The following is an 11,793-nucleotide window of genomic DNA, read 5'->3' as shown; positions in this document are numbered from 1 at the left end:
AAGGTCGGTCGCACTCGAGGACCGGACGTCGCGTGCCAGCTAACACGCACACCCAGTGCTTCCGGGAGAACGCTCCAACACCATCTCGTCGCCACAGGACGGACACGACGGTGGGCCTTCGCCCTCCACGTCGAGGTCGAGGATACGCTCGCCACAGTCGTGACACCAGTACCCGCCTTTCGATTCACGGCCAGTTCCCGACCTGTCTGCCGACTGGTTCGCGGCCACGAGAACGCCTCTGAGTGTGCTAACGAGACCCATAGCTTCGGCTCGTTGGCTCGATTGTTAAATCCCCGGCCGGGTGGCCGAGCACGGTACACGACCGCTTCCACAGGTGCACGACCGCTCACACAACACGCCGGTGCGAGTCTCGCCGGCGAGGAGCCACCGTGCGCCGCCGACGTATCTCAGTAGTACATCCGATGGATGACCGGGAGGAGCAACAAGACGAGGAGAAAGAAGAGTGCCAACGCGGCGTACCCCAGATTCCGTAAGCGAACGCTCACCGGAATCTCGGCACGGAGGTCAGGGTCCACGGTCCAGACGAGTCGGTAGTACGCGACGCAACTGCATCCGACGGTCACGACGAATGACCCGACGAGGCCCGCCGCGATAGAGAGGCCGAACAGTGTCCCGTAGAACGGCCCGAAGGAGACGACGAACATGAACGCGAGCGAGGCCACGACGAAGAACGGGACGGCGTCGACGCTCTTTCCGTGGCGATTCCGCAGGTACATAGTCCATTCTACGCGCTACGACGACAAAGATATACTCAGCTTATCCTCGTCCAGAGTGTCACAGTAGGGAACCTATACTCGGTGGTGTTGGCGGTCGGGCCGTGTCTATCCACGTAATGAGTCCGTAACACGACTCGCACCCGTCGTCGTGCGACTCCCTCGCGCCCCATTCGTGAACTACCCGCAGGGGGCCGCTGGCGGCCGATAGCCGCATTTATGTCCTTCGGGAGTCCGCTTATTCGGTAAGATGCCCATCGAAGACCGAGACGACGCGTACCTCATCACGCACGCGCTGGCGAAGGACACGCTCTCGCGCCTCCGAGACGTCCAGACGACGCAGGTCGCCTTCCGAAAAGGCCTCGTCAAACTCGGCCGTATCTGTGGCTACGAGATTATCGACGGTGCGATGGAGACCGAATACGTCACCATCCAGACGCCACTGCAGGAGACGACCGGTGAACGTGTGAAGGGCCTCGACAACGTGGTCATCATCAACGTGCTTCGCGCCGCTACGCCCTTCGTCGAAGGTCTCCTGAAGGCCTTCCCGCGGGCGAAGCAGGGCGTCATCTCCGCAGGCCGTGACGAAGAGGCAGGCATGAGCGAGGAAGGGAGTTTCCCCATCACCATCGACTACGTGAAACTCCCCGAAATCACCGAAGCGGACACCGTCATCGTGGCCGACCCGATGCTCGCCACGGGGTCGACGATGTGCGCCGTCCTCGACCACGTCCTCGAAAACGCGGGCGTCGACCCCGAGAAACTCTTCGTCCTCTCGGCCGTCTCGGCCCCCGACGGACTCCTTCGCGTCGGCGAGCAGTTCCCCGAAGTCGACCTGCTGACGGTCGCTATCGACGACTACCTCGACGACGACGGATACATCGTCCCCGGCCTCGGCGACGCCGGTGACCGCGCGTTTCGAACCACCTAGGCTCGCACTCGCGAAGCACGCGGGTAACGACTAAGTTACCGCCCGCGCACTCCGAATCATGGACGACACTCGTACTCGCGGAGGGAGTCGGAGATGAGCGACCCATGTGACGGTTGCGGGCAACCGGTCGAAGACGCACTCGCACGGGCGGTCCGTCTACAGGTCGACCGTTCGACGGTCGACGACCAACGACTCTGTCCGAACTGTTTCGCCGACTGGATTACGCGATACAAAGACGAGATGTCGCCGAAAGCGTCCGACGCGTCGTCGGAGTCGTCCGACTCAGAGATAATCGTCGACTGAGGCGACACCCCCTCTTTTCGGGTCGAAAAGTGACCGGTGTCGAGGGGTTTTCGCTCGACTCGAACGTCCCGAAGCACACCTCTTTCGAGTAGTGTGACAAACACCAGCACACTCGGCGATGCAACGAGAATAGACACCACCGAACCCTTCATTTCGAGTCGAACACAAGTGGACCCCCGTTCGCCGCCCTGACGAAGACTGCCGAATAGTTAATACTTCTTGAACGACATTATCCCACCTACGATAGGGGATGGTTCTACGATAACATCTCCCACATTAAAACCCCAATCTATAATAATAATTTATCATCTATAATGTGAAAATATACACATTTTGGGCTCTGACATGAACAGTGATTTATATTTATAAATACGAATGGTACTGTATGACTCGGAAGCTCGACCGAAGACAGTTTATCGCTGCAACAGGCGCAGTTGGTCTCGCTGGCCTCGCCGGGTGTACCGGCGGTGGCGACGGCGAGGAGACGACCACCGAATCGTCCGGTGGCGAAGAGACGACGGAAGCCGAAGAGACGACCACCGAAGGTGATGACGGCGGCAACGGCGGCAGTGCTCGCCTCTCGTGGCACGCAGGCGGCACGGGTGGGACGTACTTCCCCCTCTCGAACGAGTTTAAGTCGGTCATCGAGTCCGATACGGACTTCACTATTCAGGTCCAGTCGACCGGTGCCTCCGTCGAGAACGTCGGTAGCCTCGCACGCGGTGACGCCGACTTCGCACTGATTCAGAACGACGTCGCGTACTTCGCCCGCAACGGTGAGGGTATCGAGGCGTTCCAAGGGAACGCCGTCGAGAACCTCCGTGGCGTTGCCACGCTCTACCCCGAGACGATTCACATCGTCACGCTCGCAGACACGGGCATCGAGACGACCGACGACCTCTCGGGTGCGACCATCAACACCGGTGACCTCGGGTCCGGGACGCAGGTCAACGCGAACCAGATTCTCGAAGCCCTCGGTGTCACGGACTACACCGAGCAGAACACCGGCTTCTCGCAGGCTTCTGACCAGCTGAAGAACGGCGACATCGACGCGGCATTCGTCGTCGGCGGCTGGCCGGTCGGTGCCATCGAAGAACTCGCTGCGACCGAAGACGTCCGCATCGTCCCCGTCGAGGGCGACGCCCGCGAAGCCGTCAAGGGAGCCGCACCGTTCTACGCGGACGACGAAGTCCCGGCCGGTACCTACGGCCTCGAGAACCCCGCCCCGACCGTCTCGGTCCAGGCGATGATTGCGACCAACGCCGAACAGTCCGACGCGACTGTCGAAGCGGTCACCGCGGCAATCTTCGACAACGTCGACCAGTTGACCATCAAGACGGACTTCATCTCGGCGGACACCGCCCAAGACGGCATGTCCATCGAGCTGCACCCCGGTGCTGAAGCCTACTTCGGCTAACGCACAGGGGCGCACCAGAACAGCAGTATACCAACCCGACCAATCCTTTCGATGCTTGATTCGAACCGAACACGTTTCCTCGTCGCAGTCGCGGTGTTAGCGCTCGCTGTCGGCGGGAGCGCCGCCGTTCCCGGCGGGCAAGCGCTCGTCGTCGAAGACGCGGAGACAGGCGAGACGCTACTGACAGCGCCAGTTCAAGAAGATACTACCGTCTCCGTCGAGTATATGCACAGCGTCGAGAAGACGCGCGTCCTCGACGAGTACACAGTTCGAAGAAACGGTGAACTCGAGATGACGAGAATGGAATTCGAGTCGTACGGGTGGGGCCTTCCAGCCTATGCTGACGTCCACAAGGAAAACGGGTCGTACGTCTTCGACCCAGAAGGGAGCTGGGAGGAAGTTTACATCAAGCCCGGCCACGTCGCCGGTCACAAACTCCACGTCGGAGACGAGACGTACGACCTCGTCGAGCTCTCCGATGCGCGCTCAGTTCGCCTTCACGTCACGAACCAGTCGGTCCTCGATGCCGCCCTCCACTGACCAATGACGAACAGAACACACGACGAGGGTCGAACCGACGACCCCAACGACAGCAATGATGCCCCTCGGTCCGACCGCACGGGAGGACACGACGGCGACGTGCCACCGGTTCGAACCGACGGTGGTGAGGCGCCGAACGACAGTGAGGGGACCGAGACAGACGAAGAGATATCCGAAGAAGAGGCTCAGGAGATGCTGGAGGGCATCGACCGCAAGCGAACCATTACCGGATGGGCCGCAATCGTCACCTCCTTCATCGCCATCACCTTCTCGGTGTTCCAAGTGTGGCTGGCGGCCCGTGGATTCGACTTCTCGGCGACACTGCCTCTCGTCGGCGAGGTTTCGCTCGGGTCACTGCAACTCCTGCAGGTGAACTCGATTCACGTCGCCTTCGCGCTCATCTTGGCGTTCATCCTCTTCCCGCCGACGACCGGACACGGTGCCGTCGCGACGCGTCTCGGGCGCGTCGTACCATCGCTCGCATCGAGCCTCGGTGAAGACAGCCCCGTCACTCGCGCCGCTGCCGGTGTCCGGCGGTTCGTCCGCTGGCTCGCCGTCGACCCGGACCGTGAACGCGTGACGCCCGTGGACCTGCTCTTCATCGTCCTCGCCGCCGCGACGGCCATCTACATGGTCATGGAGTGGTCCGAGATTCAGCAACTCCGTATCTTCGGCCTCAACGCGGGCCGGACTGTCGCAGAGTACCTCGGACCACTCGGCTTCGTCGCCGAGATTATCAGCGCCGTCGGAATCCCACTCGCCGGCGTGTCGTACCCGTTCTTCCTCGGCGTCGTCGGCGTCCTCTTGGTGCTCGAAGCGACGCGACGCTCGCTCGGGTTCTACCTGACGCTCATCGTCGCCTCGTTCATCGTCTACGCGAAGTACGGGTTCCTCATCTCGCCGACGACGCCACTCATCGGCGTCCTCTCCATCCCGGAAGGGACGTGGGCGAACATCATCCAGAACCTCTGGTACAACACCGAAAACGGTGTGTTCGGCATCCCGGTCACCGTCTCCGTGCAGTTCATCTACATCTTCATCCTGTTCGGAGCGTTCCTGGAGATGTCCGGCGCAGGCCAGTGGTTCATCGACCTCGCGTACGCCGCGACGGGGACCCGAAAGGGGGGCCCAGCGAAGGCGTCCATCCTCGCGTCCGGGTTCATGGGGACCATCTCCGGGTCCTCGATTGCGAACACCGTGACGACCGGTGCCTTCACCATCCCGTTGATGAAGCGCTCTGGCTACCGCTCTGAGTTCGCGGGTGCCGTCGAAGCGTCTGCGTCCTCTGGCGGGCAGATTCTCCCGCCAGTCATGGGCGCAGCAGCGTTCCTGATGATTGAGTTCATCGGCGTCCCGTTCTCGGACATCATCATCGCGGCGGCGATTCCCGCCGTGGTGTTCTTCTTCGGTGTGTGGGTCATGGTCCACCTCGAAGCGACTCGGGCCAACATCGGCGGCCTCGACCGCTCTGAGGTCGTCGACCTTCGCTTCCACCTCGCACGCGGGTGGTTCTACCTCATCCCGATTCTCCTGTTGCTGTACTACCTCCTCGTCGAGCGCCTGACCGTCGCGCGGTCCGCGTGGTTCACGCTCATCGCCATCATGGCGCTCCTCTCGGTGGTCGCAGCGTACAACGAGCGGACTCGCATCCCGCTCATCGGTGGGATTGTGACCCTCTTCGTCGCACAAATCGCCGCGTACGCCACGGCCGGTGTCGGCATCATCGACGCACTCACTGGCGGCAGTGGTGAGGCCCTCGGCATCGTCGATGCCGTCCTCGCTGCCGCCGGCGAACTCGGCATCCTCGCCATCTTTGTGAGTCTCGTCGTGATGCTCGCTCGGCCGGCACTCGACTCACCGCTCCTCGAATTCGACGACGCGGTCGACGAGGCGTCCGACCGAATCGCAAACGCAGTCTCTCGGCCGTCGCTATCGGACGTCAACGCGTTCCGCTACGTGACGTTCATCGGCAAGTCGATGGACTCCGGTGCGCGGACCTCGACGGAAGTCGTCGTCGCCGTCGCCGCCGCGGGTATCATCCCCGGCGTCGTCAGCGCGACGGGTCTCGGACCGAACCTGACGGCGCTCATCAAAGCGGTCGCGGGCGGGTCTATCGTCCTGCTCCTGCTCTTTACGGCTATCGCGTCCATCATCCTCGGGATGGGGATGCCGACGACGGTGACGTACATTATCCTCGTCTCCCTCCTCGGACCGGCCATCGCGCAGTCGTCGGACATCCCGCTTCTGGCGGCACACCTGTTCATCCTCTACTTCGGGGTGATTGCAGACATCACACCACCGGTCGCAGTGGCAGCGTATGCCGCGTCTGGTATCGCCCGGTCGGACCCGTTCCAGACCGGGGTCAAGGCGTTCTCGCTGTCACTCAACAAGGCAGTCGTCCCGTTCGCGTTCGCGCTCACGCCGGGTATCCTGCTACTCCGCGGACGCGGTGAACAAGCCGCAGTCATCACCGGTGCGGATATCGCCGACCTCGGGTTCTTCATCCCCGAAGTCGTCATTCCTGTCCTCGGCGTCTTCATCGGCGTCATCGCGTTAGGTGCGACGGTTATCGGATACTTCTACAGTCGCGTGACTCGCGTCGAACGCGGCCTCTTCGCCGTCGCGGCGTTCCTGCTGATGGCACCGATGTTGCTACTGAATGCGGTGTTCGACCTCGGCGGCGCACTCGGACTCGTCGGGACTGTCCCCACGACGGTCACTGTCGACCTGGCGATGCGCGGCGTCGGTGGGATTATCTTCGGCGCACTCGCGCTGAAGAACCGCCGCGAAGCAGAACAGGGGAAGCGAGAGGCCCCAGCAGGGTCACCCGAACCGACCGACTAAGACAGTCGGTTCGCCGTTCGGTCTTCGTTCGTCTCACGGTCGTTACTCATTCTACTCTATCTCGACACGACCACTCGTCGCACTCCGGAGTCTATCGCGGAGTGCGTCGGCGTCGTCGATGGGGACGCGAACTGAAAAGGAGACGCGCTGGTCGTAATCGGCCTCGAACTCGACGCCGGTCGATTCGAGGATGCCGCGAACGTCCCCGGAGTCGTCGTAATCGACCGTGGCAGTGAACCGTTCGTGCGGTATCTCTTCGACGATACCGGCCGCGTCGAGGGCCTCTTTGACGGCACGAGAGTACGCCCGAGCAAGGCCACCGACACCGAGGTTCGTCCCGCCGTAGTACCGCGTCACGACGGCGACGACGTTGCGTACGTCCTGTTGGACGAGGACGTTGAGCGCGGGTTTCCCCGACGAACCGGTCGGTTCACCGTCGTCGCTCTGGTACTCGCGGAGCATGACGTTCCCCCCGCCGGGAACGGCAGACGACGCCTCACCTGCTGGCACGCGATACGCGGGCACGTTGTGCGTCGCATCCGGGTGTCGCTCTTCGATTTCGTCGATGAACGCCTCCGCTTCTGCAACCGTCTCTGCCGGCGAGATGTAGCCGATGAACTCAGAACCACTGACCTCGAACCGTGCTTCGGCCCGGTCCGCGACAGTACGGTAGGCGTCAGTCATGACTCCGAGTTGGAGTCGCGGCATGCAAAAGGATTCCCACCGGGCGGAGTTGTCCGGTCGTCAGAACGGCCCGGCCGTCAGGTCACTGCCCGCAGGCGTTCGCGTACGACGTACACCCGTTTTGGATACAGACCCCGCAGAGGTGGCGTGTCTCCGAAATCTGCGCACCACAGCACATACAGTTGCGGACGTGAGACATGTGACTAGATAGCTCGAAATCACATATGAATCTTATTGCCGGGTTGACAGAAACTACAACGAACTAACAGGCGAAACAGGCGAAACAGGCGTTCAGGCGATGGTGATGCGCCGGACGAACCCGAGGTTTGAGAGGTCGTTGAGTAGGTCGCCGGGGACGGGTTCGTCCGTGATGACGTAGAGTTTCGGGTCGTCGGTGAACTCCGGGTCCTCGCTAATCGTCTGGCGGATAGAGATGCCGGCGTCGGCGAGTTTCGAGGTGACGGCAGCGACGATTCCCGGTTCGTCGGCGTTCGCAACCTCGACGGTGAGCACGGAGAGGTCGAGGACCGGTGCGAGGTCCATCAGACTCGGAATCGCCGAGATGTTCTGGAAGATGCGCCGGAGTTCTTCGTCCGCGAGGATGGCGTCTGTCGTCGAGTCCACCACGCGCCGGTCGACACCGGCCTCACGGGCGATGCCAGTGTTTGGAATCTCGATACCGCCCGAAACGACCCGTCCCTCGTCGTTCACGGAGAAGCCGCGTTCTAAGAGCAGTCGAATGACAGCCTGTTGGCTCGGACTGCCTTCGAACTTCTCCATAATCTCGTCGAACATTCGTCGTCCCGCAGTTTGCGGGCAGTCACATTAAGTGGTATGTCGAACGCACGACTGGACCGTGGTCGGCACGGTCCGACGTGGTCGTTACCCGCGTCGGCAAGAGGGTTTAACCGTCGCGGGGAAGACGCCTCGTGCATGCGCCAACTACGCACGTGCGACTTCTGCGGTGCCGACGCCGCCGGCGTCTACGAGGTACTCCCGCCGGAACTCACGCCCGCGGACGACCAACGACGGGTCGTCCTCTGTGAACACTGTGAAGAGACGCTGACGGACGTCGTCGAACCACTCCTGACGCGACTGGGCGTCGATGCAGACGTCGACGAGCAAGGCTCGTCGGGCCGCCGGACACAGTCCGGCGACGTGGAGGTTCCCGACGACGCATCCGCCGAGACGGGGGCGTCTGCGACTCCGCAAGCAGGTGGTTCTGAATCGGCTGGCGACGCGGCGACAGTCGACGTCGACGCCGTCGACCCGGCACCGTCACCACCCGAACCAGCCGACCACGACTCACCGGACTCGGCAGAGACTGCCGCCGCAGACCCACTCGACGCTGACTCGGTGCAGACAGACGAGAGCGAATCGAGTCCCAACGACGAGACTGACGGAGACGACTCAGTCGACGCCGAGGGCGACGCCGGTGCCGAAGACGAGACGGGAGACGACGCTTCCAGCGACGAACCCGTAGACGACGTGGCGAGTGACGAACCAGAAGACAGCGCGGATGGTGACGGCGCAACCGCCGACGACACACCGGCTGAGCCGCCACAGTTCAGAAAAGTCGTTCGTATCCTCCAGAACCGCGAGTTCCCCGTCGAACGCGCCGACGTGGAATCGCTGGCGTCGAACGCGTACGACCTCGACGACGACGAAGTCGCCGATATCTTCGACTACGCGGTCGAACGCGGACTCCTCGTCGACGACGGCGGAACGCTCCGAAAACCCTGAGACGCGCTACAGTTTCCCTTTCGTGCTCGGCGTGTCAGAGCGACGCGGGTCGACCCGGGTCGCGTCGTCGAGGGCGCGTGCGAGCGCTTTGAACAACGCTTCGACCTCGTGGTGGGCGTTGTCGCCGTCGACACCGGCGTGGAGCGTGAGTCCGGCGTTCATCGCCAGCGACATGGCGAAGTGCTCTGCCATGACGCTCGTGAACTCTCCGACGGACGGTTGCGAGAAATCGCCGGAGAACTCGAAGAACGGGCGACCGGACACGTCCACGACGACGGACGCGACTGCCTCGTCGAGTGGGACCTTCCGGTCGGCGTACCGGACGATACCACGCTTGTCACCGAGTGCCTCCGTGAACGCCTCGCCGAGGACGATAGCCACGTCCTCGACGGTGTGGTGGTCGTCGATGTGCAGGTCACCGTCGCACTGGACGGTCAGGTCGAACAGGCCGTGTTTGGCGAAGGCCTCCAGCATGTGGTCGAAGAACCCGATGCCGGTTTCGACGACGGTGTCGCCGTCGCCGTCGACGGCGAGTGTCACGTCGATGGTCGTCTCGGATGTCTCGCGGGAGACGGCCGCGGTTCGGTCGGCGTCGCTCATGTCGCGTTCGAGGGAGGCCGAACATATATGAATTCGCGTCGGCGGCAGAGGCCGACCGCGTCAGCGTCACACCGTCCACCACCGAGGCGGACGTGACGAAAGCACGACGATGGCGGCGGTTCGTTCCATGAAAAAGAGACTCACAGAGAAGAAGAGAAACAAGAGGTACAACAAGAAGACGAGGACGTTTCGCCGAGGGGCACCTGAGACCATGCCCGGTACACGGTCGAAGAAACCCATTCACCACCGCCTCGCCAGTCGAGAGACACGAATCTCGTCGGTCACGCTGGGAGTCGTTGCAGTCGGTGTGTCGCCCGACGAGCACACGCTTGCAGTGTGGATGGTGTGCGACAGGGTGGCGACCACGCCTCTCTGTCGTGTCATTCTCCCACCTCCGGCGGTGGACCGTCGTTCCCGACGCGCATCGAGTACCGACTGTGGTAGACGAAGGCGGCCGAAGAGAACAAGAAGAGTGATGCGACCACTTCGGCCCACGCGATGCCGGGAATCGTCGAGAAGGGAAAGAGGTCGGCCCACGCAGCACCGACGAGCACAATCATTCCAGCAGAGAGTAAGAAGAAGTAGACGCTCCACGAAATTTGCTCTTCGGAGACCGTTTCGAGGTAGACGTCTATCTCCCTGCCATACTCGGTGAGTTCGACCGTTCCACCACGTTGGTCGTACTGAACGAGTCCCAGTTCGTCCATCTTCGGCGCGTGAAACTGATACAGTGACGTGTGGACGTTCTTTCGGTCGTCGTACGACAGTTCCCGTGGGTCGGTTCCAAGTTCCCACGCTGCCACCTGCCTCGAAATCTCCGAGAGTTCGACCGGTTCGCCGTCGTCGTCGATGCGTTTGAGGTGGTGCAAGGCGTATCGGCGTCGGCGGTTGCTCAGTGCCTCGAAGACATCGTCTCTGGTCGGTGGGTCAACCGAATCGTCGACCGATTCTATCGACGTCGCGACTCCGAGAGGGGCGTTCTGTTCTCTGGGTGTCGACCCGCTCATAGTTCCTCCATTGGTCGTTCCTCGTGTGCGTTCCGTACGTGTTGAAGAAGAGACATTATCTTAGTTAGTCCCCTGATAGACTTCCTAACGTGTCTGTAACACCGACATTCATCGTTAGGAACTGACAAATAGTACACGCCGACAGTGTCGCAGTACAGCGGTTTTTCTGAAAGGAACTCGTTACTCGGTGGTCGACGACCACTCACGACTCGTTGCGTAACCGAATGGACACCATTTGGTGAACAAACATCCTCGTGGTATGCCGGCACCGGGCGTGGTGTGAGTGACTGCCGTCGGCGACGCAAGTCCGACCAACGATTCCCGATAGCTAAGGAGAGCAAGAGACTCAGTATCGACGGTGATTCGCGGACCCCCTCGTTTCGAGTCGAACGTCAGACGCTCGTCTGCCTGAAATTCATATCTTTGGACGCGTAGAGAGGGACATGCATCGCAAGGGAGCGCTGGTGGCCGGATACACCATCTGCGTCGGGGGACTCCTGCTGACAGCACGGTCAGAGATAGCCGTTGGCCTCGGACTCGCACTCGTCGCACTGGCAGTTGGCGCGACGGTACTCGCCGATGGGACACAGAACAATCGCTGACGAGGGGGAGACAGAATGTCCCACACGGTAGACGGTGGTCTGTCAGCGAACACTCGCAGAGACGAATCGAGGGACGAACGAGCAGACGAGGGGCGAACGGCGAACACGGCACGAACAGACCGACCACGACCTGCAAACGGTACGCCAGAGAGAACACAGCGCGCCGCACGACCCAGCGTGTCGGCCACGAACAGACTCGAACTGAACCCGAAACGAGACGTCGTGACGCTCAGCATGCTCGTCCTCGGTGGCCCATTTCTCGCGACACCGCGCCCCGAAACCGCGCTCATCGGGGTACTGTTCGTCGCCGTCGGCGTCTACGGCGTCGTCGACAGTGTCGCTGCGGTCGTCGGGCGCTACGTTCGCCTCTGAGTCCGGAGAGAGCGTG

At 62.0% G+C, this 11,793-nt stretch carries 15 protein-coding genes; 8 read left to right on the top strand and 7 right to left on the bottom strand.

All coding sequences use genetic code 11. From position 1 onward, the window contains the following. Nucleotides 1–39: 39 nt before the first annotated feature. Nucleotides 40–261: a hypothetical protein gene (locus tag GJR96_RS05515; protein ID WP_151162017.1), complete on the bottom strand. Its 222-nt coding sequence runs from the start codon at nucleotides 259–261 to the stop codon at nucleotides 40–42. A gap of 146 nt (nucleotides 262–407) precedes the next feature. Beyond that, nucleotides 408–737, bottom strand: coding sequence for a hypothetical protein (locus GJR96_RS05510; protein WP_151162016.1), 330 nt, complete (start codon nucleotides 735–737; stop codon nucleotides 408–410). Nucleotides 738–984: 247 nt separating this feature from the next. On the opposite strand from GJR96_RS05510, the gene upp reads away from it, so the two are divergent. The 5 genes from upp to GJR96_RS05485 all read left to right on the top strand — a co-directional run bounded on the left by upp (nucleotide 985) and on the right by GJR96_RS05485 (nucleotide 6,769). Further along, entirely contained in the window at nucleotides 985–1,665 is a 681-nt protein-coding gene (gene upp, locus GJR96_RS05505) for a uracil phosphoribosyltransferase (protein ID WP_151162015.1), read from the top strand. A 93-nt stretch (nucleotides 1,666–1,758) separates the two neighbouring features. Beyond that, the gene (locus tag GJR96_RS05500) at nucleotides 1,759–1,968 is read left to right on the top strand and encodes a DUF7569 family protein (protein ID WP_058573015.1); all 210 of its coding nucleotides are present in this window, start codon (nucleotides 1,759–1,761) and stop codon (nucleotides 1,966–1,968) included. A gap of 385 nt (nucleotides 1,969–2,353) precedes the next feature. Then, nucleotides 2,354–3,385 carry a TAXI family TRAP transporter solute-binding subunit gene (locus tag GJR96_RS05495; RefSeq protein ID WP_151162014.1) on the top strand — a complete coding sequence of 344 codons (1,032 nt, stop codon included), beginning with the start codon at nucleotides 2,354–2,356 and terminating at the stop codon, nucleotides 3,383–3,385. 51 nt (nucleotides 3,386–3,436) lie between these two features. Then, nucleotides 3,437–3,925: a DUF1850 domain-containing protein gene (locus GJR96_RS05490; protein WP_151162013.1), complete on the top strand. Its 489-nt coding sequence runs from the start codon at nucleotides 3,437–3,439 to the stop codon at nucleotides 3,923–3,925. A gap of 3 nt (nucleotides 3,926–3,928) precedes the next feature. Next, entirely contained in the window at nucleotides 3,929–6,769 is a 2,841-nt protein-coding gene (locus tag GJR96_RS05485; protein ID WP_151162012.1) for a TRAP transporter permease, read from the top strand. 51 nt (nucleotides 6,770–6,820) lie between these two features. Here the strand turns inward: GJR96_RS05485 and GJR96_RS05480 are convergent, their stop codons facing one another. Together GJR96_RS05480 and GJR96_RS05475 are read right to left on the bottom strand one after the other, a co-directional pair. Then, nucleotides 6,821–7,453 carry an IMPACT family protein gene (locus GJR96_RS05480; protein ID WP_151162011.1) on the bottom strand — a complete coding sequence of 211 codons (633 nt, stop codon included), beginning with the start codon at nucleotides 7,451–7,453 and terminating at the stop codon, nucleotides 6,821–6,823. 291 nt (nucleotides 7,454–7,744) lie between these two features. Beyond that, nucleotides 7,745–8,248: an ACT domain-containing protein gene (locus tag GJR96_RS05475; protein ID WP_151162010.1), complete on the bottom strand. Its 504-nt coding sequence runs from the start codon at nucleotides 8,246–8,248 to the stop codon at nucleotides 7,745–7,747. 138 nt (nucleotides 8,249–8,386) lie between these two features. On the opposite strand from GJR96_RS05475, the gene GJR96_RS05470 reads away from it, so the two are divergent. After that, complete coding sequence (locus GJR96_RS05470) at nucleotides 8,387–9,196, top strand: hypothetical protein (RefSeq protein ID WP_151162009.1); 810 nt, start codon at nucleotides 8,387–8,389, stop codon at nucleotides 9,194–9,196. Nucleotides 9,197–9,202: 6 nt separating this feature from the next. On the opposite strand, the gene hisB is transcribed toward GJR96_RS05470, so the two are convergent. The 3 genes from hisB to GJR96_RS05455 all read right to left on the bottom strand — a co-directional run bounded on the left by hisB (nucleotide 9,203) and on the right by GJR96_RS05455 (nucleotide 10,803). Next, complete coding sequence (gene hisB / locus GJR96_RS05465) at nucleotides 9,203–9,796, bottom strand: imidazoleglycerol-phosphate dehydratase HisB (protein ID WP_151162008.1); 594 nt, start codon at nucleotides 9,794–9,796, stop codon at nucleotides 9,203–9,205. Between the two features lie 66 nt (nucleotides 9,797–9,862). Next, entirely contained in the window at nucleotides 9,863–10,036 is a 174-nt protein-coding gene (locus tag GJR96_RS05460) for a hypothetical protein (protein WP_154326179.1), read from the bottom strand. Nucleotides 10,037–10,176: 140 nt separating this feature from the next. After that, a complete protein-coding gene (locus GJR96_RS05455) occupies nucleotides 10,177–10,803 on the bottom strand; it encodes a DUF7344 domain-containing protein (protein ID WP_151162007.1) in 627 nt (208 codons plus the stop codon). A gap of 443 nt (nucleotides 10,804–11,246) precedes the next feature. Between GJR96_RS05455 and GJR96_RS05450 the strand changes: the two genes are divergently transcribed. Together GJR96_RS05450 and GJR96_RS05445 are read left to right on the top strand one after the other, a co-directional pair. Continuing rightward, a complete protein-coding gene (locus GJR96_RS05450; protein ID WP_225317701.1) occupies nucleotides 11,247–11,405 on the top strand; it encodes a hypothetical protein in 159 nt (52 codons plus the stop codon). Nucleotides 11,406–11,420: 15 nt separating this feature from the next. Further along, nucleotides 11,421–11,777, top strand: a complete 357-nt coding sequence (locus GJR96_RS05445) for a hypothetical protein (protein ID WP_151162006.1) — start codon at nucleotides 11,421–11,423, stop codon at nucleotides 11,775–11,777. Nucleotides 11,778–11,793 lie beyond the last annotated feature (16 nt).

Source organism: Haloferax litoreum (assembly GCF_009674605.1).
GTDB classification, from domain to species: domain Archaea; phylum Halobacteriota; class Halobacteria; order Halobacteriales; family Haloferacaceae; genus Haloferax; species Haloferax litoreum.
The sequence above is the reverse complement of the archived record's forward strand: the minus strand, read 5'-3'. Positions and strand labels throughout refer to the sequence as shown.